The organism is Gemmobacter megaterium, assembly GCF_900156815.1.
Taxonomy (GTDB): domain Bacteria; phylum Pseudomonadota; class Alphaproteobacteria; order Rhodobacterales; family Rhodobacteraceae; genus Wagnerdoeblera; species Wagnerdoeblera megaterium.
This window is the reverse complement of sequence record NZ_FTOT01000003.1, coordinates 371,952-396,235: the sequence shown is the minus strand read 5'-3', so window position 1 is coordinate 396,235 and position 24,284 is coordinate 371,952. Positions and strand designations below refer to the sequence as shown.

At 64.0% G+C, this 24,284-nt stretch carries 20 protein-coding genes; 11 read left to right on the top strand and 9 right to left on the bottom strand.

Going from position 1 to position 24,284, the window contains the following annotated elements; all coding sequences use genetic code 11:
- Positions 1-66: 66 nt before the first annotated feature.
- The 4 genes from BW970_RS10465 to BW970_RS10450 all read right to left on the bottom strand — a co-directional run bounded on the left by BW970_RS10465 (position 67) and on the right by BW970_RS10450 (position 5,359).
- Positions 67-948, bottom strand: coding sequence for an ABC transporter permease (locus tag BW970_RS10465; protein WP_076530949.1), 882 nt, complete (start codon positions 946-948; stop codon positions 67-69).
- 21 nt (positions 949-969) lie between these two features.
- Positions 970-1,920: an ABC transporter permease gene (locus tag BW970_RS10460; protein ID WP_076530946.1), complete on the bottom strand. Its 951-nt coding sequence runs from the start codon at positions 1,918-1,920 to the stop codon at positions 970-972.
- Positions 1,921-2,003: 83 nt separating this feature from the next.
- The gene (locus tag BW970_RS10455) at positions 2,004-3,659 is read right to left on the bottom strand and encodes a peptide ABC transporter substrate-binding protein (protein WP_076530944.1); all 1,656 of its coding nucleotides are present in this window, start codon (positions 3,657-3,659) and stop codon (positions 2,004-2,006) included.
- 56 nt (positions 3,660-3,715) lie between these two features.
- On the bottom strand, positions 3,716-5,359 hold the full coding sequence (locus BW970_RS10450; RefSeq protein WP_076530942.1) for an ABC transporter ATP-binding protein: 1,644 nt from the start codon (positions 5,357-5,359) through the stop codon (positions 3,716-3,718).
- Positions 5,360-5,659: 300 nt separating this feature from the next.
- On the opposite strand from BW970_RS10450, the gene BW970_RS10445 reads away from it, so the two are divergent.
- From BW970_RS10445 to BW970_RS10425, 5 genes are all read left to right on the top strand, one after another.
- Complete coding sequence (locus tag BW970_RS10445) at positions 5,660-6,271, top strand: helix-turn-helix domain-containing protein (RefSeq protein WP_076530940.1); 612 nt, start codon at positions 5,660-5,662, stop codon at positions 6,269-6,271.
- A gap of 23 nt (positions 6,272-6,294) precedes the next feature.
- Positions 6,295-7,602, top strand: coding sequence for an NAD(P)/FAD-dependent oxidoreductase (locus BW970_RS10440; RefSeq protein WP_076530938.1), 1,308 nt, complete (start codon positions 6,295-6,297; stop codon positions 7,600-7,602).
- Positions 7,603-7,650: 48 nt separating this feature from the next.
- Positions 7,651-8,577, top strand: a complete 927-nt coding sequence (locus BW970_RS10435; RefSeq protein WP_076530936.1) for a 2-hydroxyacid dehydrogenase — start codon at positions 7,651-7,653, stop codon at positions 8,575-8,577.
- Positions 8,578-8,716: 139 nt separating this feature from the next.
- On the top strand, positions 8,717-9,568 hold the full coding sequence (locus BW970_RS10430; RefSeq protein ID WP_076530934.1) for a GNAT family N-acetyltransferase: 852 nt from the start codon (positions 8,717-8,719) through the stop codon (positions 9,566-9,568).
- A gap of 22 nt (positions 9,569-9,590) precedes the next feature.
- Entirely contained in the window at positions 9,591-10,919 is a 1,329-nt protein-coding gene (locus BW970_RS10425) for an NAD(P)/FAD-dependent oxidoreductase (protein WP_076530931.1), read from the top strand.
- Between the two features lie 52 nt (positions 10,920-10,971).
- Here BW970_RS10425 and argE (BW970_RS10420) read toward each other — a convergent pair whose 3' ends face one another.
- Together argE (BW970_RS10420) and BW970_RS10415 are read right to left on the bottom strand one after the other, a co-directional pair.
- Positions 10,972-12,132 (bottom strand): acetylornithine deacetylase, encoded by a 1,161-nt coding sequence (gene argE / locus BW970_RS10420; protein WP_076530929.1) that lies wholly within the window; start codon positions 12,130-12,132, stop codon positions 10,972-10,974.
- Between the two features lie 63 nt (positions 12,133-12,195).
- The gene (locus BW970_RS10415) at positions 12,196-13,761 is read right to left on the bottom strand and encodes an ABC transporter substrate-binding protein (RefSeq protein ID WP_076530927.1); all 1,566 of its coding nucleotides are present in this window, start codon (positions 13,759-13,761) and stop codon (positions 12,196-12,198) included.
- Between the two features lie 188 nt (positions 13,762-13,949).
- Here BW970_RS10415 and BW970_RS10410 point away from each other — a divergent pair, with 188 nt between their 5' ends.
- The 4 genes from BW970_RS10410 to BW970_RS10395 are packed head-to-tail and all read left to right on the top strand — an operon-like array spanning position 13,950 to position 17,857.
- Positions 13,950-14,927: an ABC transporter permease gene (locus BW970_RS10410; RefSeq protein ID WP_076530925.1), complete on the top strand. Its 978-nt coding sequence runs from the start codon at positions 13,950-13,952 to the stop codon at positions 14,925-14,927.
- Entirely contained in the window at positions 14,924-15,829 is a 906-nt protein-coding gene (locus BW970_RS10405; RefSeq protein WP_076530923.1) for an ABC transporter permease, read from the top strand. The genes BW970_RS10410 and BW970_RS10405 overlap by 4 nt, the downstream gene beginning before the upstream one ends.
- A gap of 11 nt (positions 15,830-15,840) precedes the next feature.
- Positions 15,841-16,824: an ABC transporter ATP-binding protein gene (locus tag BW970_RS10400; RefSeq protein WP_076530920.1), complete on the top strand. Its 984-nt coding sequence runs from the start codon at positions 15,841-15,843 to the stop codon at positions 16,822-16,824.
- Between the two features lie 16 nt (positions 16,825-16,840).
- A complete protein-coding gene (locus BW970_RS10395; protein WP_076531121.1) occupies positions 16,841-17,857 on the top strand; it encodes an ABC transporter ATP-binding protein in 1,017 nt (338 codons plus the stop codon).
- A gap of 35 nt (positions 17,858-17,892) precedes the next feature.
- On the opposite strand, the gene BW970_RS10390 is transcribed toward BW970_RS10395, so the two are convergent.
- Entirely contained in the window at positions 17,893-19,119 is a 1,227-nt protein-coding gene (locus BW970_RS10390; RefSeq protein WP_076530918.1) for an NAD(P)/FAD-dependent oxidoreductase, read from the bottom strand.
- A gap of 149 nt (positions 19,120-19,268) precedes the next feature.
- Between BW970_RS10390 and argE (BW970_RS10385) the strand changes: the two genes are divergently transcribed.
- Positions 19,269-20,435: an acetylornithine deacetylase gene (argE, locus tag BW970_RS10385; RefSeq protein WP_076530916.1), complete on the top strand. Its 1,167-nt coding sequence runs from the start codon at positions 19,269-19,271 to the stop codon at positions 20,433-20,435.
- Between the two features lie 78 nt (positions 20,436-20,513).
- Positions 20,514-21,683, top strand: coding sequence for a pyridoxal phosphate-dependent aminotransferase (locus BW970_RS10380; RefSeq protein WP_076530914.1), 1,170 nt, complete (start codon positions 20,514-20,516; stop codon positions 21,681-21,683).
- Positions 21,684-21,770: 87 nt separating this feature from the next.
- On the opposite strand, the gene BW970_RS10375 is transcribed toward BW970_RS10380, so the two are convergent.
- Together BW970_RS10375 and BW970_RS10370 are read right to left on the bottom strand one after the other, a co-directional pair.
- Complete coding sequence (locus BW970_RS10375) at positions 21,771-22,871, bottom strand: aminotransferase class V-fold PLP-dependent enzyme (protein ID WP_076530912.1); 1,101 nt, start codon at positions 22,869-22,871, stop codon at positions 21,771-21,773.
- Complete coding sequence (locus BW970_RS10370; protein WP_076530909.1) at positions 22,868-24,244, bottom strand: M20 family metallopeptidase; 1,377 nt, start codon at positions 24,242-24,244, stop codon at positions 22,868-22,870. The genes BW970_RS10375 and BW970_RS10370 overlap by 4 nt, the downstream gene beginning before the upstream one ends.
- Positions 24,245-24,284 lie beyond the last annotated feature (40 nt).

The window sequence follows — 24,284 nt, the reverse complement described above, 5'->3', positions numbered from 1 at the left end:
CCCGGCCAGAACATCATGCAGATACGGGGGCCATTGGCCCCCGTTTTCACATTCAACCCTCACATCCTACATCCGGTCGTTGCGCACATCCAGCGCGTCGCGCAAGCCATCGCCAATGAAGTTGAAGCTGGTCACGGCGATAGTGATGGTCAGGCCGGGAATGATGGCCAGCCATGGCGCCTTGTCCAGATACTGTTGCGCGCCGTTCAGCATGTTGCCCCAGCTTGGCAGCGGTGGCTGGATGCCATAGCCCAGAAAGCTGACATAGGCCTCTAGCAGGATGGCACGGGCAACGGTCAGCGTTGCCGCCACGATGATCGGGCCGATGACATTCGGCAGGATCTCGCGGAACATGATATGCGCGCCCGAAAGGCCCAGCATACGGCCCGCCAGCACGAATTCCCGCTCGCGAAGTGACCGAACCTCTGCCTCGACGATGCGCGCCACCTCCATCCAACTGGTGACGGCAATGATCACGGTGATCATCGTCGGGCTGGGCTTTAGCAGCGCGGCCAGCGCCAGAACCAGAAAGATCGAGGGAAAGGCCAGAAACGCGTCCACAAGACGCATCAGCGTGGCGCCGATCCAACCGCCGCGATAGCCCGCGACCACGCCGATCACCGCACCGATCAGCGTTGACAACAGCATCGCGGCAAAGCCGACCAGCAGCGAGATGCGCCCGGCCTCCAGCAGACGTGCGGCAATATCGCGGCCCAGCGGGTCGGTGCCCAGATAATGCTGTCCGGTCAGCGGCGGGGCAAAACGCGCGCGCAGGTCGATGTGCAGTGAATCATAGGGCAGCAGCCACGGGCCGACGATGCAGGCCAAGGTCAGCGCCGTGATCATCACCATGCCCACCAGGGCCAGACGGTGGCGCATGAACTTGCGCACGGCGCGGTTCTGCCACCAGCGGCTGCGGCCCGACGAGGAAGCGGCAAGGGTAGTCATGGATAAATCCTCCGGGTCGCGTCAGCCAAGGCGGATGCGCGGATCAACCATCGCCACGACGATATCGGCGATCAGGTTTCCAAGCAGGGTCAGGATGGCCGAAAACATCAGCAACCCCATCACGACGGGATAGTCGCTGTACCCCAGGCTATCCAGGAACAGCCGCCCCATGCCGGGCCAGGTGAACACGGTTTCGGTCACCAGCGCGCCACCCAGAATCGAGGGCAGGTGCATCCCCGCAAGGGTGATCATCGGCAACAGCGCATTGCCCACCACATGCTTGCGCAGCACGCGGCGCTCCGGGACGCCCTTGGCGCGGGCGGTCTTGATGAAATCCTGGCTGATCACGTCCAGCGTGGCCGAGCGCATGTAGCGGCTCCAGGTGGCGACATTGACCAGCGACAGGACGATGCTGGGCAGGATCAGGTGGTGCAGGTAGTTCAGCGCCGATTCCTTGCCGATCGTGTACATGTTGCCCGCTGGCACCCAGCCAAGTTCCAGCGAAAAGACATAGATGCCGATCAGGCCGAACCAGAACGTCGGGATCGACAGGGCGATCATGGCGCCGACGGTCGCAGCATAGTCAAAGCCGGAATACTGGTGCGTCGCGCCGCGGATGCCGATCCAGGTGCCAAGCGCGATGGCGATCACCGTGGACGACCCCATCAGCAACAGCGTGGCGAACAGGTGGCGGCGGATCACCTCCAGCACCGGGGCGCCATCGCGGTAGGATGTCCCCCAATCGCCTTGCAGCATCCGCCAGGCCCAGTCGGCATATTGCACGGGCAGCGGGCGGTTCAGGCCCATCTGCTCGGACAGTCGTTCGATGTCAGCCTGGGTCATGCCTGGGTCCAGCGTGAATTGCGCCAGCGGCCCACCGGGCATGAGGTTCAGCACCAGGAACCCGATGATCGACACGATCACCAGCAGGATGATGCTCTGCCACAGACGGTTCAGCAGGAATACTAGCATTCGGCCCTCTATTCGACCCGGACAACAGGCAGGGTTGGGTGTGCCGCCCGGCAGTCAGGGCCGGGCGGCACGTTATGGTCGGATCAGCCTACCCATTTCCAGGCAGCGGCGTGCCAGGATTCGCTGCGGGTGTTGCCGTTGTGCTCGACCCCTTCGATCCCGGCTTTCCAGCCGCGGGCGGAGTTGTCCGAGAACAGCGGCAGGAACGGCAGTTCGGCGCGGATGATGTCCTGCACCTCGTCATAGATCGCCTTGCGGGCCTCGGGGTCGAATGTACGGCTGCCCTGCTCCAGCAGTTCATCCACCCGCGCGTTCTTGAACTGCGAGTTGTTGGACCCGCGTCCGCCCTGTGCCGCGATGGCGGTGGAATGGAAACGGTTGGTCACATCGGGATCGGCGCCAATCAGGAAGGTGATGCCGACAACCACGCTGTCGAACTGCGATTGGGTCCAGAACTCTCCCCAGATCACGGCGGCGGGCAGGTTCTCGATCGTCATCTCGACGCCGATTTCGCGCAGGGTCTGCTGCATGAATTGTTGCAGTTGCTCGCGCAGCTGGTTGCCCGAGGTGGTCGAGTTCTTGAAGGCCAGCCGCACACCGTCCTTGACGCGAATCCCGTCGGCACCCGGCACCCAGCCGGCATCGTCCAGTAGCTTGCGGGCATGATCCAGGTTGAATTCATGCTTGGGCAGGTCGGCCTTGTTGTAATAGGACGTGCGCGGCATGAAGGTTTCGACCGATTCCGGCAGGCCATAGTACAGCGCGTCGATGATCGAGGATTTGTCGATCGCGGCATAGATCGCCTCGCGCACAGCGAGTTCCTTGAACTGCGGGCGCTCGTTGTTCAGGTAGATGCATTCCACCGACGACGACGGCACCAGAGTCACGACCCTGCCCGGCAGTTTCGAGGCTTCTTCATAGTTGTCAGGCGTGATGTACTGACGGCCCAGCAGGTCGATGTCGCCGCTCTTGAACTGGGTATAGAGCACGGTGCCATCGGGAATGTACTTGAACACCAGCTGTTCGATATAGGGCCCTTCGCCGTGATAGTCGGTGTTGGCCACCAACGAGACCAGGTCACCCGCAACACGGTTCTGGAACTTGAAGGCGCCGGTGCCGATCGGGTTCTGGTTGAACGCTGCGGTGTTCGGGTCGGCCTCGGCTTCCAGGATGTGCTTGGGCACCATGAAGGTCTCGGTCAGGAAGGACATATAGGGCGCGAACGGGCGCTCCATCTTCCACGTGATCTCGGTCGGCGAGACGACGGTGATGTCCTTGACCAGCGAATGGCCAATGGTGCGCCAGCTGCGGAAGTTCGGGTTGACGATCAGCTCCAGCGTGTATTTCACGTCTTCTGCCGTAAAGGGGGCCCCATCGTGCCACTTCACGTCGTCACGCAGCTTGACCCGCCATTCCAGACCGTCGGCGGAAATGCCGCCATTGTCCTGTGTCGGCACTTCGGCAGCCAGGTTCGGCACGATCGTGCCATCCGGCATGACACGGAACAGCGCGTCAAAGACCGAGAAATGCACCGCGTCATCGACTTCGATCTTGACCATCAGCGGGTTGAGAACCGTGACCTCCTGCGAGATGCCGACGATGATCCGTCCCGACGGCGCGGCCTTGTCGGCGGCAAAGGCGGGTTTGCCCAGCAGATGCGGGGCCACCAGCCCCGTCGCGCCAAGAATCCCCATCAGTTTCAGCGCGCTGCGCCGGGTCGTTCCATTCTGTGCTGCCATTTTGATAGCTCCCTGTCTGGCTTTGTCACTTGGTTCTTGGTCGGGACGGTGCGCGATCATGCACCGGGGTCTTCGCCCGGAATGGCGGCCACCAGCTCTCGGGTGTAGGCCGATTTGGGGTTGAGGAATATTTGCGAAGGCGGGCCGATCTCTACGACCTTGCCCTTTTGCATCACGGCGATTTCGTCGCAAATCTGGCTGGCGACGCGCAGGTCATGGGTGATGAACACCATCGCCACGCCAGTTTCGCGCTGAACCTGATCCAGCAGCTTCAGGATTTGCGCCTGAATCGACACGTCCAGCGCCGAGACGGATTCATCCGCCACCAGCAGCTTCGGCTTGAACATCAACGCGCGGGCAATGCCGATACGCTGACGCTGGCCGCCAGAAAATTCGTGCGGGTAGCGGCCATAGGCGCCACCGTCCAGCCCGACATGGGTCAACAGGGCCACCGCATCCTGCCGCGCCTGATCATGGGGCACGCCGTGCGCCATGGGGCCCACCGTCAGGATATGCCCGATGGTCGAACGGGGGTTCAACGAGGCGAAGGGATCCTGAAAGATCATCTGGATTTTGGGGCGCAAGGCGCGGAACTGGTCTTCCTTCATCGCGGCAATATCGGCGCCCTCGAACAGGATACGGCCACTGTCACTGTCCATCAGCTTGACCAGCAGCCGGCCAAGCGAGGATTTGCCCGAACCGCTTTCGCCCACCACGCCCAGCGTGCGCCCCGGTTGCAAGGCAAAGGAAATGTCATTCACCGCAGGCACGACGCGTTCATTGCCCAGCCATTTGCTGCCGCTGCGATAGGTCTTGACCAGATTTTCTACCGTCAGGATCGGTGCCACCTCGTTGGTGGTTGGCGGGACACGATCCTGGCCTGTCAGATGCGGCACCGCAGCAATCAGGCGCTTGGTATAGGGATGATCGGGGGTTCGGAGCACCTTGGAGGCAGGGCCCTGTTCGACGATATGCCCCTTTTCCATCACCACGACGCTGTCGGCGATTTCGGCCACCACGCCGAAATCATGGGTGATGAACATCACGCTCATGCCTTTGCGGCGCTGGATGTCGCGGATCAGTTCCAGGATTTGTGCCTGAGTGGTCACGTCCAGAGCTGTTGTCGGTTCGTCCGCGATCAGGATCGACGGCTCCAACGCCAGTGCCATGGCGATCATCACGCGCTGGCGCTGCCCGCCGGACAGGCGGAAGGGATACTGGTGGAACATCAGCGCGGGGTCGGGCAGGCCCACTTCGGTCAGCAGTTCGATGGCGCGGGCACGGCGCGATTCGGCGGTGCCGACCCCGTGGGCCATCATCGCCTCTGTGATCTGGGCGCCGACCGTCATCAGCGGGTTCAGCGCCGACAGCGGATCCTGAAAGATCATCGACACCACGCGACCGCGCAATCCGCGCAGATGTTCGCGGTCGGCGGTCAGGATATCGGTGTCGCCCAGACGGATCGACCCGCCCGCAACGCGGATCGCGCGGGGCAGCAACCCCATGATCGCATTGGCCGTTACCGATTTTCCCGATCCTGATTCCCCGATGATGCACAGGATCTGGCCCGAGATCAGGTCGAACGAGATGCGTTCGACAGCATGGGCCCGTTCCATTCCGGCAGGCAGGCTGACCGTCAGATCGCGGACCGACAGCGTGGCCTGCACATCCGCCGTGATGGTTGCCGGTGCTGAACCCACATGCGCCTCCTGTTGACCGCGTGATGATGCGACTCATGAAAATGGAACATATATTGAAAATTTCAGCAAGAGCCATTGAAATTGAATTTGTGAAGAAAGCGTGGCTCCTGCGGCGAGAATCGTCTATAGTATTGGTATTACTTGATTTATTGCCTGATCCGAGGGGGTGCCACATTTTCACTCGGAATTTTATCTGTGCACAGGTCGTTATCACTATTGAAAGTTTTCGACGGGCATTTCACTATTTTGCACTGACTGTCCCCTCACACGGGCATTGACGCCCCGAGGAGCGGAGGAGCAATGAACGAGCGTATCACGCCGCCAGACGACGGACGCGCCTCTGACCCTCATGTCGGAAGCAACTTGCGCAACCTGCGCAAGGCCAAGGGCCTGTCCTTGCAACGTCTGGCCGAGGCGTCGGGTGTTTCGGTCGGGATGATCAGTCAGGTCGAACGCGGGCTTGCCAATCCGTCGATGCGGCTGCTGACGTCGTTGCGGCGGGCGCTCAACATCTCCATGCAGGAACTGTTCGGGGATGTCGCCACCGCCGCACCGTCCAATGCCGACCCCCATTTCGTCCGGCGTCGTGAAAACCGCCCTGTGATTGACCTGGGGACGCTGCACAAGGAACTGCTGACCCCGACAGACCGCCATCACCTTCAGATCATGATCCTGCGTCTGGAACCGGGTGGTGAATCGGGCGGCAAGGCGCTGAGCTATCCGGCGGAAAAGGGTGGCCTTGTCCTTGCGGGCAAGGTGATGCTCAGCGTCGATGGTGAAGTCGCCGAAATGACCGAGGGCGACAGCTTTGTCTTTGACAGCGTGCGCCCGCATTTCCTGCGCAATTCCAGCGACGCGCCAGCCGAGGTCCTCTGGATCATCGGGGCCGTCCAGTTCGACCGGCATCTCTGACCCGCCAGCACAAGAAGGCCATCATGGAAAAGTCCCGCATCGCCGCAAAAAGCACGCCCTATTGGTGGGAGGCGGCGCCGGTGCGGCCGCTGCCCGACCAGCCGCTGGCCCGGCAGGCCGATGTCGTGATCGTCGGCGCAGGCTATGCCGGGTTGACGGCGGGGCTGACGCTGGCACGCGCGGGCCGGTCGGTGACGATACTCGACAAGATGAATCCCGGCGAGGGTGCCTCGTCCCGCAACGGGGGTATCACCAGTGGTAACATCCGGCTGTCCTACGCTGAACTGGTCAAGAAATACGGCGAAGCCCGCGCCAAGGCCATCGAGGCCGAGGGCAAGGCCGCGCGTGAATTCATCTATGACTTCATCCGCACCGAAGGACTGGACTGCGATTTCCAGATGACCGGGCGGTTCTATGGTGCCATTGGCAAGGAAAACTACGAAGCCCTCGCCCGCAGCGCCGAAGCATTGGCGAAATCGCTGGGCATCGAGTCCCATGCCGTGCCCCACGCCGAACAGCGCAACTATGTTGGAACCGATCACTACCGGGGTGGTTCGGTCCGTATGGATATCGGCGGGTTGCACCCTGCGAAATACCATGCCGAGATTCTGCGGGTGACGCTGGCCGCTGGGGCCAGTGTGCATTCGGGTGTGGCCGTCACCAACATCGACAAGGACGTATCGGGGTTCAAGGTGACCACCTCGGCCGGGGCCATCAAGGCGCGGCAAGTGTTGATCTGCACCAATGGCTACACCGATGGCGCGGCGCCGTTCCTGCGCCGCCGGATGGTGCCGGTGCGCAGCCGCATCATTGCAACCGAGGAACTGTCGCCGGGCCTGATGTCCCAACTGATGCCCAAGCTGATGATGTGTGGGGAAAGCAAGGTGTTGGGCTACTACTACCGGCCCTCGCCGGATGGCAAGCGCATCCTGCTGGGGGGCCGCGATGCCTCGCAATCGGGTGATCCTGCCGCGCCTACGGATATGCTGCGCAAGGGGCTGGTGGAACTGTTCCCCGAACTGGCCGATGTCGGCCTCAGCCACAGCTGGTTCGGCAATGTGGCGATGCACCGCGACATGCTGCCACGGATTTTCGAGAACAAGGGCCTGACCTATGCCACCGGCTTTTGCGGCTCGGGGGTGGTCTGGGCACCATGGATCGGCAGCCGGGCGGCGCTCAAGCTGCTCAATGACGACACATCGCGGTCTGCCTTTGATTTCCGGGCGCCGCCGTTCATTCCGTTCTACAACGGCAAGCCCTATTTCATGCCGGCCTTCATCCAGGTGTACCGGATGCAGGACCGGATCGCGATGGCACGGGCAACCCGCTGACCCCCTCGCGCCGCGCGGTCCGCGCGGTGCCTTACCACAGGATCTGCCATGACCTTCCTGATGCTTTCCTTTCCCGAACGGGTCGAGGTGTTCCGCCGCCATTTCGAGCGTGATCTGCCCGAGGTTCCCTTTGTCAGCGATGCCGCAGCGGTGGACCCGCTGGATGTGCGCTATCTGATGACCTGGAGCTTTCCCGACCAGCTTGAAACCCTCTATCCCAATCTGGAACTGATCTTTTCGGTCGGGGCGGGTATTGATCAGGTCGTGGGCAAGCCCATCCCCCCCAAGGCCCGGCTGGTGCGTATGGTGGAAAGCGGGCTGACCACCCTGATGCGCGACTATGTGGTGATGAGCGTTCTGGCCCTGCATCGGCGTCTGCCTGCCTATATCGACCAGCAGCGGCGCGGCGAATGGAAGAATCTGCCGTTCCAGTGGGCCGACCAGCGGCGTGTCGGGGTTCTGGGGCTGGGGGAACTTGGCCTTGCCTCGCTAGAGGCGCTGCGGCCCTTTGGATTCCAGTTGTCGGGCTGGAGCCGGTCCCCCAAAGAGATCGAGGGCGTGCACTGTCATCATGGCGCCGATGGTCTGGCACAGATGTTGGCCCAGACCGATATTCTGATCTGCCTGCTGCCGCTGACCCCGGAGACCAAGGGGATCCTGAACGCCGATCTGTTCGCCCGACTGCCCAAAGGTGCCGCATTGGTGCAGATCGGGCGCGGCGCGCATATGGATCAGGATGCCTTGCTGGCGGCGCTGGACAGTGGACATCTGGATGCCGCGTTCGTCGATGTGACGGTGCCCGAGCCGCTGCCGGCGGACCATCCGCTCTGGTCCCACCCCAAGGTGATCCTGACCCCGCATGTCGCAGGACATACGCGGGCCGACAGCGCCGCCGAGGCGACGGTTGCCAACATGCGTCTGCATCTGGCCGGGCTGGACCCCAAGGGCCTGGTGGATCCGGCGCGCGGATACTGAGGCCGCCGTCAGGCCCACAGGACGGCAGGTTGCGCCGGGCGGGGGGGCGATTTTGGCAGAATCTTTCGGGCTGGTACCGGGTTTGGCGCCGAACCACCGCGACACGGCGCTATCCTGGGCCAAGACCGCAGGAGTTGCCATGCCCACCGTCGCCTTGCCCGAAATCGCCCTGATCCGGCTTGATGCCACCCATCTCGACGCCGCGCAGCGTCTGTCTGCGCAGGAAAGCTGGCCGCATCGGCGCGAGGAGTGGGCCTTCTTGCTGGCGATGGGTCCAGGGTTCGGCATTCTGGCAGGCGACCGGCTGGTCGGCACCGCCGTGCTGACCCCCTATGGCACCGATGCGGCGACCTGCAACATGATCATCGTGGATGACACGATGCGCGGCCATGGTCTGGGCCGCAAGCTGATGGAGGCACTGGTGGCCGAGGCCGGCGACAGGGAATGTCGTCTGGTCGCAACGGAAAGCGGTCAGCCGCTGTATGCCAAGCTGGGTTTTGTCCCCACAGGCCGGATCCGGCAGTTTCAGGGCATGGCCATCGGGCTGCCCGCGCCGGACGGCCCGGTTCTTGCCCGTGGTGACGATCTGCCGGAAATCTGTGCGCTGGATCGTGACGCAACCGGCATGGATCGCAGCGTGTTGTTGGGGCGGTTGATGGCCGAAGGGCCGGTCTTTGTGCTGCGCGCGGGCAGTGGGTTGCGAGGGTTCGTTGCCTGCCGGGCCTTTGGTCGGGGCGATCTGATGGGGCCGCTTGCCGCGCGGGATGACGATGCGGCAGATCTGTTGATGCGTGCGGCCATCGCCCGTCATGCCGGGCGCTTTCTGCGGGTGGATCTGAGCGCGGCAGGCGCCCGCCATGCCGACCTTGTGCAGGCCGCAGGTCTGCTGCCTGTTGGCGGCGGCGTGGCGATGACCCGACCCGGCGCCACCCGATGCCCTGCACCGTCGGGGGCCGAAACCTATACGCTGGCCAGCCAGGCCCTGTGCTGACCCCCTAGCCGGAGACACCCTTATGGGCGCGCCACTTCTGAGCATTGACACCCCCGGCGATCTTCCGCCCGAGGCGGAGGTTGTCGTCATCGGGGGCGGCATCATCGGCACCTGCGCGGCCTATTATCTGGCGCAGCGTGGTGTGCGGGTGGTGCTGCTGGAGAAAGGCCGGATCGGTGCGGAACAATCCAGCCGCAACTGGGGATGGTGCCGTCAGCAGAACCGCGATGCGCGCGAATTGCCGGTTGCGACCCGCAGCCTTGACCTGTGGGAGGCGATGGCCGCGGACATCGGCGCGGATGTCGGCTTTCGTCGCTGTGGGCTGACCTATCTGTCCGACGATCAGGCCCAACTGGACAGTTGGGCCGAATGGCGGCGGTTCGCCATCGGTCAGGGGGTGGAAACCCACATGCTTTCGGGTGCTGAACTGGAGGCGCGGGCGGCGGCCACTGGGCGGCGCTGGCAAGGTGGTGTCTGGTCGCCGACCGATGGCACCGCCGACCCCTCGCGCGCCTGTCCGGTCATCGCGCAGGGTGTTCAGAAGTTCGGCGGCACGGTGGTGCAGATGTGCGCCGCGCGCGGGATCGAAACCTCGGCGGGCAGGGTCAGCGGCGTGATCACCGAAAAGGGGGTGATCCGCACCGCGCAGGTGGTGATGGCGGGGGGGGCCTGGGCCTCGTCCTTCTGTCGCCAGTTGGGGATCAGCTTTCCGCAGGCGTCGATGCGGTCCTCCATCCTGTCGCTGGCGCCCGGTGACGCCGCGCCGGTGCCTGATGCGCTCTATACGCCAGAGGCGGCCGTAACCCGGCGCACCAATGGTGGATATACCGTGGCGATCAGCGGGCGGGGCCAGATGGACCCGACATTCCAGACCCTGCGCTATGGTCGGCATTTCCTGCCGATGTTCTTCAAGCGGCGCAAGGCCGTCACGCCCGGCGGGTTGCAGGCGCTGGGGTGGGGGCATGAACGCCGCCGCCGCTGGGCGCTGGATCAGCCAACGCCGATGGAACGCGCCCGCATCCTGGACCCGCGCCCGTCGCAGGCGATCATCGACGACACCCTGCGCCGTGTGCGCAAACTGTTGCCTGCATTGGCGGAGCGCAGGTTAGAGGCCGCCTGGGCCGGGTATATCGACAGCACGCCGGACGGGGTGCCGGTGATCGGTGAAATACCCGCACTCCCCGGTTTTGTCCTTGCGGCGGGGTTCAGCGGCCATGGGTTCGGCATCGGCCCCGGCGCCGGGTTGATGATCGCGGATCTGGTGACAGGGCGCCCCGGCTTTGTCGACATGGCCGATTACCGTCTGTCGCGCTTTGCCAGCGCGGCCTGGGGCAAGGTGGCGGAGTTCTGAGGCGGACGCCCCCCCCGATGCGGGGGGGGGCGCAATGACAGGGTGGCAGGTACTAGCGGCAGGTCGCCACGAGCCTTTCCAGAAAGGTGACGCAGGCGTCAAGCTGGCTGACGGCGATGCTTTCATCAGGCTGGTGGGCATCGGCAATATCCCCAGGGCCGCAAACGACAGCCGGAATCCCCGCAACGGCGAAATGTCCGGCCTCTGTGCCATAGGAAACGCCGCGCGGTGCGCTCTGGTCCAGCAGCGTCAGAAGTTCGGCCTCCAGCGCCGCGTCGCCGGTCGGCGCCAGCAGCGGAATGCGTGCCATCACGTCAAAGCGAATGCCCGCCGTTTCGGAAACCCGTTTCATCGCGGGTTCCAGCACATCGGACGCATAGCGGGCAAAGCGGTCGAACACCGCCCGATCATCGGTTCCCGGCACCACGCGCATTTCCCAGAAAAAGGCGCAATCCTCGGCCACGATATTGCCGTGCAGGCCCCCGTTGATCTGGTTGACCTGAATCGTCGAAAAGGGCGGATCGAACAGGTCCAGTTGCGGGCCCGTTTTCATATCGTCGCGGATGCGGTTGATCTCGGCCACCAGTTCGGCAGCGACCATGACCGCGTTGACATATTTGTCTGGTTGCGAGGAATGGCCGGGCACGCCTTTGACATGCGCCCATCCGATCATGCCGCCCTTGTGGGCCGTGATCAGGTCCATGTTGCTGGGCTCGCCGATCACGGCCAGCCGGGGGCGCATCGCGCTGGCGCCGATCCAGTCGGCCATGGGCGGGACGCCGGTACAGCCCACTTCCTCGTCGTAAGAAAACGCGAAATGCACGGGCTTGGTAAGCGGTGCGGCTGCGATTGCCGGCATGGCAGCCAGACAGCAGGCCAGAAAGCCCTTCATATCCGTCACGCCCCGCCCGATCACGCGCGGACCGACGTGGCGCAGGGTCCAGGGGTCGGCCGTCCAGTCCTGTCCGGCGCAGGGGACCACATCCATATGGCCGCTGAACAGCACGCCCCCCGGCACCTCGGGACCAAAGGTCACAAGCAGGTTCGTCTTGGTTCTCTCGGCATTGGCAAAGCGGCGACACCGCCCGCCATAGGGGGCGACCGCGGCTTCGATGGCTGCCGCCATCTCCAGGTTGCTGGCGGCGCTGACGGTGGGAAACGCCACCAGTCGGGCAAGATGATCGGTCACGGACAGCGGGGCAGATGGCGTCATTTCAGGCTCCGGTCATGGAACGGGCGGCCGAAGCCGCCCGCGGATTTGGGTATGTCCGATGGGTCAGTTCGGCACGAACGACGACGGGCGGGTCTGCTCGTCGGCACGCGGCAGGATGTCGATGCCCTTGCGTGCCGCCCAGGTGGACCCCTGCCAGTAGAGCGGAACGATGGCCATGTCGTCATGCACGATCTGCGCAGCTTCGGCCATCAGGCCCCGGCGCTCGCCTTCGTCCATGGTGGCCATGGCCTTCATCGTCACTTCGTCCAGTTTGGGGTTGCAGTAATTGCCCCAGTTGACCGGGCCCATGCCCTTGTCCTTGTCCTTGCAGGCGATCATGGCGCGGATGCCGCCAGCCGCATCGGCCGTATTGCCCCAAGCCATCATGCTCATGGCGAATTCACCGCCATTGCCGCGGGTATTGACCATGGTGAAGGGCATGGAATCCACCTGCGTGCGGATGCCTGCGCGGGTCAACATCTGGGCAATGCCCTGTGCGACCTGTTCGTCGTTGATCAGGCGGTTGTTCGGGGTGGCCAGCGTTACCTGGAACCCGTCCGGGTATCCGGCCTCTGCCAGCAGGGCCTTGGCCTTGTCCGCATCGAAGGCAGGGGCGTCCAGCGCCTCGATATAGCCTTCGCCGCCGTCAAAGACGATATTGTTGGTCGGCCATGCCAGGCCGGACATCAGCCGGTCGCGGATGGCATCGCGGTTGATCGCAAGGTTGATCGCTTGCCGCACCCGCACGTCCTTGAGCGGGTTCTTGTCCAGCGGCTTGCCATCATGGCTCAGGATCGTCGGCGCCTGATCACGGCCCGAGTCGACGAACAGGAACACCACGCGCATCGACTTGGCCGATTCATAGACAAGATCGGGGTTCGACTGGAAACGCTCCAGATCCGAGGTCGGTACGTTCTCGATCGCATCGACCGAACCGGACAACAGCGCAGCCGAGCGCGCACCATCGTCGGTGATGAAGCGGATGCGCACATTGTCCCACGCGGGTGCGTCGCCCCAGTATCCGTCAAAGCGGGTCATGTTCAGTTGGTCGTCGGGGGTATAGCCGGTGAACTTGTAGGGCCCGGTGCCGATGGCGGCCTTGCCACTGTTGAATTCTGGCGTGCTCGCGCCTTCGACCAGGTCTTTCTTGACGATGGCCACGCGGGTCAGGTCGCGCGGGAACTGCGGGAACGGCGCATTGGTGATCAGCCGAATGGTGTGATCATCGACGATCTGGATTTCCTTGATCGGCCGGGTGTAGATCGTGAAGGCCGAGGGGCTGTTGGTGATCGTCGCCGGGCGCAGCAGCGAAAACTCTACATCCGCAGCCGTCATGGGCGTGCCGTCATGGAACATGGCCGGGACCAGATCAAATTCCCAGGTCACGTCGTCGATCAGGCGCCATTCCTTGGCCAGCGAAGGCTCCACCATGCCATCGGGGCCGATCACCGTCAGCGATTCAAAGATGTTGCTGAGGGCGGCGTTGTTCGGCGTGGCATTCTGGTAATGCGGGTCGACCGCTGTCACGGGCGCGCTGATCGCATAGGTCAGATCTGCGGCCTGAACGGCACCGCCGCTCAGGACGAGTGCAAGCGCCGCCGAGGACAAAAGCCTTTTTGCATAGGTCATTTCTATGGCTTCCCTGTTGTTGAGTGTTTCCTTGATCAAATGATACAACGCTGTTAATTTGAGTTTCAACCATTACTTTCGACCATCCGCCCGGCAGAGTCCGAAAGACCCGAACAGAACAGGAAGGACCCACGCTTGGACCATAGGATACCTGCGGCATCGCGCCAGGGGCGCGACGGGGGCCGTATATGACTGCCTATCTGATTCGCCGGGTGTTCCAGGCGCTGTTCACAATGCTGGCGATGGCCGTTCTGGTGTTTGCCGCCGTCTATATGCTGGGCAATCCGGTGGATGCGTTGCTCAGCCCCGATTCCGACCAGATCGAGCGTGCGGCCGCCATCGCGCGGCTGGGTCTGGACCGGCCGCTGCACGAGCAATTCGGCCTGTTCCTGTGGAATGCCGTGCGTGGCGATCTCGGGACATCCTTTGTCTATGGCATTCCGGCGATCGAGGTGCTGTTCCTGCGCCTGCCGACCACGTTGGAGCTTGCGGTCTTTGCCATGGTGCTGGCGCTGGTCATCGGTATTCCGCTGGGCATCATCGCCGGAATGCGGCCAGGCAGTTTCGCAGGCAAGACCATCATGGGCGGGTCGATCCTTGGGTTTTCGCTGCCTGCGTTCTGGGTCGGATTGATGCTGGTGCTGATCTTTGCCGTGCAGTTGCAGGTGCTGCCGTCGGGTGGGCGTGGCCAGACGGTTCAGGTGTTCGGCATCAATCTGGCGTCGCTGACGCTGGACGGGCTGAAACACATGATTCTCCCTGCCACGACGCTTGCGCTTTACAAGGCGTCGCTGGTGATCCGGGTGTGCGAATCCGGCACGCGAGAGGTGATGTCGCAGGATTACATCCGCTTTGCCCGCGCCAAGGGGCTGGGGTTCTGGCGTATCGTTTCCGTCCATATTTTCAAGAACGTGCTGATCCCGGTTGTCACCATCATGGGGATGGAGTTCGGCGGCTTGCTGGCCTTTTCGGTCGTCGTGGAAACGATCTTTGCCTATCAGGGCATGGGCGAGTTGCTGATCAGCTCGATCAACCGGCTGGATCGTCCTGTCGTTGTCACCTACCTGCTGTTCACCACAGTGATGTTCGTCGGCATCAATCTGGTGGTCGATATCCTGTATGCGGTGCTGGATCCCCGGATCCGGCTGTCGGAGGAAAGCGCATGAGCACACCAGCCGCAACCCCGGCCCTGCCCAAACAGAACATCCTGCGCATTCAGGCCGCGAAGTTCATCGAAAGCCCGACGGCCATTGTAGGCATCGTCGTTCTGTTGCTGGCCGCGCTGATCGCCGTGCTTGCGCCATGGATCGCGCCGCAGAACCCCTATGATCTGATGCAGATCGACATCATGGACAACATGCTGCCACCGGGCGGCGAGATGATGTCGGGGCAGATCGCCTGGCTGGGCACCGATGCACAGGGGCGCGACATGTTGTCGGCCATGCTGTACGGGCTGCGGATCTCGTTGTCGGTCGGGCTTGTCACGGTGCTGATCGCTGGGGCGATCGGGGCGACGGTGGGGGTGGCTGCGGCCTTTATCGGAGGCCGGTTCGAATCCATCGTCATGCGGATCGTCGATCTGCATCTGGCGTTTCCGTCGATCCTTATCGCCCTGGTTCTGCTGTCGGCCTTCGGGCGCGGCATCGACAAGGTGATCATCGCGCTGGTGATCGTGCAATGGGCCTATTATGCGCGCACGGTGCGGGGATCGGCCCTGGTTGAAACGCGCAAGGATTACATCGCCGCCTGTTCGGTGCTGCAACTGCCGCGCTGGCGGGTGCTGTTCCGCCATTTGCTGCCCAATTGCATTCCGCCGCTGATCGTTGTGGCCACTGTTCAGGTCGCCGGGGCCATCCTGCTGGAATCCACCCTGTCGTTTCTGGGGGCCGGGGTGCCTGTGACCGAGCCTTCGCTGGGAATGCTGATTTCGCAGGGCTACAGCTACATGCTGTCGGGCAAGTACTGGATTGCGGTGTTTCCCGGCGTGCTGCTGGTTCTGGTGATCATCGCCATCAACCTTGTGGGCGACCGGCTGCGCATCATCCTCAACCCCCGTCTGTCGTCGTGAAGGGGCCTGCCATGAGCCAACCCGCCTTGCAGGTCACGAACCTTGCCGTATCCTTCGCCACCCGTCGTGGCGACCTGGCGGCGGTGCGTGGCATAGAGTTTCACGTGATGCCGGGCGAGGTACTGGGGCTGGTCGGTGAATCAGGGTCTGGCAAGTCGATAACTGGCCTTGCCACCATGGGCCTGATCGACCCGCCGGGGCGTATCGTCTCGGGCTCTGTCAAGGTGAACGGCCATGAATTGGTCGGTCTTTCCGAGGCAGAGCTGCGCAAGAAACGCGGGCGCGAGATCTCGATGATCTTCCAAGATCCCTCGACGACGCTGAACCCGGTTCTGCGCGTCGATACCCAGATGATCGAGGCGCTGCGCGCGCATGAGCCTGGCCTGTCCACCAGGGCGGCGCGGGAAAAATGCCTTGCGGCCTTGGCGGCTGTGGGCATTCCGTCACCCGAGGAACGGCTGTTGGGCTATCCGCATCAGTTTTCCGGCGGGATGCGCCAGCGGCTGGCGATTGCCATCGCGCTGCTGAACCGCCCTGCGGTGCTGATCGCGGACGAGCCGACAACGGCGCTGGATGTCACGATCCAGAGCCAGGTTCTGGGCGAAGTCCAGCAACTGGCCGCGGAAACCGGCACGGCACTGGTCTGGATCACGCACGATCTGTCGGTTGTCGCCGGCCTCGCAGACCGTATCGCGGTGATGTATGCAGGCCGCATTGTCGAGACCGGCACCGTGACCGACATCCTGTCGGATCCGCGCCATCCCTATACGGCGGGCCTGATCGCCTCGGTTCCCAGCCGGAATCGCCGGGGGGCACGGCTGGCACAGATCGCGGGAACAACGCCGTCGCTGGTTGCGATGCCGACGGGTTGCCCGTTCCACCCGCGTTGCGACCACGCCGATGCCGTCTGCCGTGCCGAGGTGCCGCCGCCCCGCCCCGTGGCCGGGCGCACCGTTGCCTGCCATCACCCCCTGACTGCCCATGCCACGGCCTGAAACCGGGATGACCCACATGACCGACACCGCCCCCCCGATCCTTCAGCTTGAAGGCGTGGGCCGCGTCTTTGCCCGCAAACCCGACATTGCGGCGCGCATCGCCCACAAGCTGGTGGGCAGCCCCCTGCCCCCGCGTGTGCGGGCGGTGGATGATGTCAGCTTCACCGTCCGGCAGGGCGAGGTGCTGGGGCTGGTCGGAGAATCCGGCTGCGGCAAGTCCACCCTCGCCCGGATGATCAGCGGCATCCTGTCGCCCACCTCGGGCAGGATCAGGTTCGAAGGCGCCGACATGGCGGCCATGTCGGCCGCCGAGCGGCGCCGGGCGGGGCTGGCCGTGCAGATGGTGTTTCAGGATCCGATGTCCTCGCTGAACCCCCGCTTGCGGGTGGTGGACATCATCGGCGAGGCGCCGGTGGCGCATGGGCTGGTCAAGCCTGCCGATCAGGATGGATATGTCTGCGAGATGATGGAGCGCGTGGGCCTCGACCCTTCGACGCGCTATCTGTATGCGCACCAGTTTTCGGGCGGACAGCGGGCGCGCATCGGCATTGCCCGTGCGCTGGCAGTCCAGCCGCGCGTCCTGATCTGCGATGAATCGACCGCGGCGCTGGATGTCTCGATCCAGTCGCAGATCCTCAACCTGTTCATGGATCTGCGTGCGCAGATGGGGCTGACCTATATCTTTGTCAGCCATGATCTGGGGGTGGTCCAGCATATCTCGGACCGGATCGCCGTGATGTATCTGGGCCGGGTCGTGGAACTGGCGGGCGCCGAAGAGCTGTTCGCCGACCCCCAGCATCCGTACACCCGCGCCCTGCTGGCCGAAGTCCCGCGGCTGGAACCCAAGAAACGTCAGTTCACCGGCATCAAGGGCGAGATGCCGTCGCCGCTGAACCCGCCTTCGGGCTGCCATTTCCACCCGCGCTGTTCCGTGGCCGTGCCCGCTTGTGCCACGCGGCGACCGGCGCTGCGCGAGTTGCCGGGTGGCCGGCTGGCGGCCTGTGACCTGATCGGCGAGGGTGTGGCAGGTTGAGAGGCCGCGCCCGCATTCGCCAGAGTGCTGGCGCCCTACAGCCCCATCCGTGACGGGGCAAAGGGTGTGGGGTCGATAAAGGGGGCCTCGCCGGTCATCATCTCTGCAAGCAACCGGGCACTGGCGGGGCCTTGGGTCAGGCCGTGATGACCGTGGCCGAACAGGCACCACAGGCCCGGTTGTGCCGTCGTCTCACCGATCAGCGGCAGCATGTCGGGCAGGCAGGGACGGCTGCCAAGCCACGGAGGATCGACCGGGGCGCCAAGCGGTAGATATGTATGTGCGGCCCGCGCGGCAGCTTGGATCTGGCGCAGATCCGGCGGGGCATCGCGGCGCGCAAGTTCCACGCCCGTCAACACTCTGAGCCCCATGGCCATGGGCACCACGAGATGCCCGCTGCCGGGCAGGTGAACCGGATGGCGCAGCCTGCAACCCGGTGCGGCGGCGAAATGCTGGTGATAGCCGCGCTTGAACAACATCGGCACCGAAAGCCCCAGCGGCTGCAACAGATCCGGGCTCCACGGGCCCAGGGCGACCACCACCTGCGCAACATCCATGGCACCCTTCGAGGATGCGATCCGCCAGCCGGCCCCCCTGCGGACCAGATCGGTCACGTTCGCCGATACCACCTCGCCCCCAGCGGTGCGAAATGCCTCGGCCATCCGGGCCACATAGGCGCCCGGATCGGTGATCGAGACGGTTCCCTGCCAATGGAATGCACCGGCGAAGGGTTGGCGCAGATCGGGCTCCGCCGCCCGAAGCGCGGCACTGTCCAGCCGGGCAACCGCAATACCATGCTGCGCCATATCGGCCGCACGGTCGATTTCCAGGGCGCGGGGATCGCGGATCAGCTCCAGCCAGCCACAGGCGCGCAAAAGGTCAAGCGCCCCCGCCTTGTGCGCAAGGGCCCGATGTTCGGCCAGCGCCACCCGCATAAGCGTGCGAAAGCTGGCGCCGATCGTGTCGATGCGGTCAGCGCGCGAATTGCGCCAGTACTGATAAAGACCCGCCCCCAGCCCCGCCCATGTCCAGCGCAGATCCGGCGAGAGGTTGAGCGCGTAGCGCGCCAGCGTGCCAATGTCCTGCGGACAGGGATGAGGCAGAAGAGCGGACATCTCTATCAACCCGGCATTGCCATAGCTGGTGCCGCCGCCGGGTTTGCCGCGATCCAGCAAGATCACCGGAACGCCCCTGGCCTGAAGCTGCAACGCCATGGAGACGCCTGCGATACCGGCGCCAAGAATGCCGATTGGCCCGGTCATGCGCCTGCCCTAGGGGCGGTTGCAGGGCGCGGCCCTGGTCCGAGATCGCTGACCATGCAATTCCCTCATTCTTGCATTCAGGGCAGTTTGACCTTGAAATACTCCGCAATGCAATATGTGATCAAACCATCGAATGATTGGAGAATAGCATGACCCCGGACCGCAAGACTGTCGTCGACCTTCTGGCGAAGATCATTTCGTTCCGCACCATCAGCGCAGAGTCGAACCTGCCGCTGCTGGACTGGATCGAAGATGTCGCGCGGCCCTATGGTGTGACCGCCCGCCGCTTTCCCGATCCGACGGGGCGCAAGGCCAGCCTGCTTCTGACGCTCGGACCAGAGGTGCCGGGCGGCGTTCTGTTCAGTGGCCATACCGATGTGGTCCCGTGCGAGGGTCAGAGCTGGAGCGGCGATCCCTGGTTGGCGCGCGTCGAGAATGGCCGCCTGATCGGGCGGGGGGCCAGCGACATGCAGGGGTTCATCGCCTGTTGTCTGGCCGCCTTGCCGACGATTGCTGCCAAGACGCTGACCAAACCTGTCCATTTCGCATTCTCTTATGACGAGGAGGTCGGCTGCACCGGCGTATGGGACATGGCCGAATGGATCGGCAAAAGCCACATGCGGCCGCGCCTCGCCGTGATCGGCGAGCCGACCGAGATGCATGTGGCGAATGCGCATAAGGGCGGGCTGATCGGCTGGTGCAAGGTCAAGGGCCTGCCCGGTCATTCGTCGCAGCCCGACAAATATGTCAACGCGGTGATGATCGCCGCAGAAGTCGTGGCCGAGATCAACCGCATCCGCGACGACATGCGCGATGGCCCGCGCTATGCCGCCGCGACGCCGCCATGGTCCACCATTCAGGTCAACCAGATCCGCGGTGGCCTGCATGGCAATATCGTGGCCGAGGATTGCGAGTTCTTCTGGGAGATGCGCATCACCCCTGGCAGCCCGCCCGACAGCGATCTTGCCGTCCTGGAACGAATGAAAGCCTTTGCCGCCACACTTGAACCGGCGATGAAAAAGATTAGCCCCGAGGCCGGTATCACGTTCATCACCCAGGCCCGAATTCCGCCGCTGAACCCGGTCAGCGACGCGGCCCTTTTGCGCGAGATGCTCGACCTGACGGGTACACAACAGCCGTTGACCAAATCGGGCGGAACCGAGGCGGGAATCTTTACTGTGCAGGGCATCCCGTCGCTTGTGATCGGACCGGGCGACAACACACAGCCGCACCAGCCCGACGAATATGTCGAAGTGGCCATGTTGCACCGTTGCACAGACTTTCTTGATCGCCTGACCGACAGTTGCACCGGATAGCCTGGGCTGCGGACTAAAGGCTTGACCTGGGGCGCCAATAGTGTGATCAAATGATCCGAAACGAGTTGGTGATCCCTCATGCCTTATCTTGCCCGCCGCATTACCGAAACTTCAGGAAAATCCTTCGGGATGTTCGGGCGGGCCGCCGCATTGGCCGCGGCCGGCCGGCCCTTGCTGCGGATGGAGGTCGGGATGCCCCATTCCGACACACCGGCGCATATCAAGCAGGCCACGATTGACGCCTTGTTGGCTGGCAAGGTGCATTATTCCAATTTGCCGGGCGAGCTGCACTTTCGTGAAGCTGCGCGCGACAAGCTGAAACGCAAGAACGCGCTGGATGTGCCGGTGGACCGGATCATCGTGACCAACGGGCTGACCCATGCCTCCTATGCCGCGATCATGGCCCTGATCGACGACGGGGACGAGGCGATCCTGCTGGAGCCTTATTATCCCCAGCATATCGGCAAGATCGAACTGGCAGGCGGCTCGGTCGTCACCGCCGGGCTGGATGCCGCGAACAATTTTGCCATCGACCCGGCGCGGATCGAGGCAAAGATCACCCCGCGCACCAAGATGATCGTGCTGATCAACCCCTGCAATCCCACCGGCCGCGTCTATACCCGCGCCGAATTGCAAGGCCTGGCCGATCTGGCGATCCGGCATGATCTGCTGGTGGTGTCGGATGAGGTCTACGAGGATATCCTGTTCGACGGTGCCGAGCATATCTCCATCGCGTCGTTGCCGGGGATGGAGGCGCGCACGATCAGCATGTTCGCCTTTACCAAGAGCTATGCCATGGATGGATGGCGCATTGGCTATATGGTTGCGCCCGATTGGGCCATCGGGCCGCTGCTGAAGATCACCGCAAACGATGTGACCCATGTCAACACCTTCATCCAGGATGGTGCGACCGCCGCGCTGACCGGCGATCCGGCGGTGCTGGCAGGGCTGGTGGCCGAGGACAAGGCAAAACGCGATATCGTGGTCAGCCGCCTGAACCAGATGGCGGGGGTGCGCTGCGCCTGGCCCGAAGGCACCATCTATGCCTTTCCCGACATCCGCGAAACCGGCCTGTCCTCGCAAGAGGTGGCCGAAAGGCTGCTGGAAGATGCAGGGGTCGCGGTCGAGGCGGGCAGCTTTTACGGGCCGACCGGCGAGGGCCATCTGCGTGTCTGCTTTGGCTCCTTGTCCGAAGAGGACATCACCGAAGCGATGGACCGGATGCAACGGTTCTTTGGCGCGCTCTGACCGGCCGGGTGTCTGGCATGGACCGCCGGGGGGCCAGCCCCCCGGACCCCTTGGGGTATTTCGGGCAAGATGAAAGGCCGAAGCGGGTCAGTCCAGCAGGCTTTTCAAGGCTGCCAGAAGTTCTGCACAGTGATCCGGTGTCGTGACGCTGCCAGGTGACAACCGCAGGATGGCCCCTCGGGCATCGGTATGGATGCCACGACGGCGCAGTTCGTCGACCAAAGCCACGGCATTGCCCTTGATGTGCAACATCAGGCTGCCGCCGCGGCGATCGGCTTCGGCGGGGGAGGCCAGAGACAGGCCCAGATCCGCCGCGCCATCCCGCAGCAGGCCGGTCAATTGCCGGTTCTGCGCCTCGAGCCCCGCAAGGCCGGTGTGCAGAACATGGTCGAGCCCCGGCTGGCTGGCGATTGCCGGCAGTATGTTCGGCGTGCCATTGTCGAACCGCCGCGCGTCAGGTGCAAAGGCAAAGGCATCCAGATCCCAGGAAAACGGATTTGCCTGGCTGAACCAGCCGCGGAATTCCGGCGCGCAGTCGGCCAGCAGGTCGGGCATCACCTGCAAGACCCCTGCCCCGGACACGCCGCACAACCATTTCAGCGAGGAGCCGACGGTGAAGTCGGCATGTGCGGAATAGGGGCGGATCCCCACCCCTTGGGTGATGTCCACGCCCACCAGGCTGCCCATGCGGCGGCCGTGATCGAGAAGGCGGTCCAGATCGGCCCGGTGCGAGGCGGTGGATGTGACCCAGGTGATCAGCGCCAGCCGCACCTCCGGGCCCCATTCGGCGATGAAGTCGTCATCGGTCACATAGGCGCGCCCGCCGGTCGGGGCGACGGTGCGCAGGGTAAAGCCGATGCGCCGCGCCAGTTCGGCGAGCAGGAAGTGCAAGCTGGGAAAGCAATCCTGCGCCACCAGAACCACGCCGCCCGCCAGTCGCCTTTCCGGTAGCCCGCGCATCAGGGAATAGAGCGCGCCCGTCACGCTTTCCGCCAGGGTCAGGGTGCTGTCCGGCGCGCCGATGAGCCGTTGCCAGGCGGTGATGAAGGTGGCCCGCCGTGCCATGGCGTCGGGCCATTGACCATCATCCTGGGCGCACCAGTGGCGGGTGAATTCGGCGACGGCCCGGTTCACCGCCGCTTCCTTGCCGGGAAAGGTTCCGATGGAATGATAGAGAAAATAGCTCATGCCCGGTGCCCCAGATCCCAGAACAGCCCGGCCATCATGGCCAGACCTTCGTGCACGATCGACACCGGAAGATGCTCGTCGGCGCCGTGTTGGCCGCAGCCCGGATAGGAATGCGGCACCCATATGGTCGGCAGGCCCAGCGTGTCGGTAAAGATCGTATTGGGCAGCGATCCACCCAGATTGGGCAGAATTACCGGGGGCTTGCCCAAGGTGCGTTCCAGCGAGGCGCTGGCAAACCGCACCCAGTCATTCTGAAGATCGGACCGGCTGGCCGGAAAGGCGGCATCGGTCGCAGGCACGATCCGGACCCGCTGGAAACCGGCGGCGTCCAGTGTGCGGCGCACGGCGGGGAGTACGGCATCGGTATCCACCCCGACCGGATGGCGCAGTTGCAGCCGCGCCCGCGCCCATGGAGGAATGGCATACAGCGGCTTGGCGATGTTGCCGCATTCCATCTCCATCACCTCCAGCGTGGACCAGCCATAGACACGCTCGGCCTGGGACAGTCCGGGCGCGCCCCACCACGGGTCCAACGGCGGATCGCCGGGCGAGGTTTCGATGGTGCAGCGCGCCAGTGCCTCTTGGACATCCGCCGGAATGCGGCCGGGGGTCAATTCGGGCACCAGGCATTCGCCGGTCGGGCCGATCAGCGCGGCGATGGCATGGGCGAGTTCCACGCCGGGATTGGCCAGCAGGCCGCCCCAGTTGCCCGAATGGTGATACCCCTCGCGTGCCACCACTTCGAGATGGATGTTCAGCCCGCCGCGCGCGCCCAGAAAGATCGTGGGCTGCAACCGCCCGATACGCGGCCCGTCCGAGGCGATCAGCATGTCGGCGGCAAACGCCTCGGGGTTCTCGGCCACCAGATCTGCAAGGCCCGGCGAGCCGTATTCCTCGCCCATTTCCATCAGGAACTTGAGGTTGAAGCCAAGACGCCCGTTCACCGACAGAACAGCCTCGATCGCCGCCAGGTTGACCGAATGCTGCCCCTTGTTGTCCGCAGTGCCGCGCCCGTACCAAACACCATCGCGTTCGGTCAACTCGAACGGGGACAAGCCTGCGGACCACATTTCGGGAACGCCCGTGACCACATCGCCGTGGCCATACATCAGCACCGTCGGCAGTGCAGGATCTTCGATCCGGGAGGCCAGCAGAAAGCCGCCGGGCGCCGGATCGCGGCGGAACTGGCGCTGGTCGAACCCCATGCGGGCAAAGATCGGCGCCAACTCGTCGTCCAGATAACGTTGCAGATCCGGGGCATGTGCGGCTTCGCGGGAAACCGTCGGCATCGCCACACGTCGAGCGAGGTCAGCCTTGAACCGGCCACTGGCCAGAGTGTCTACGGCGGCGGCAATGGCGGCGGCACGGGTCATGCAAATCTCCCTGGGCGGCTGGGGCCGATATGCCCCGTCA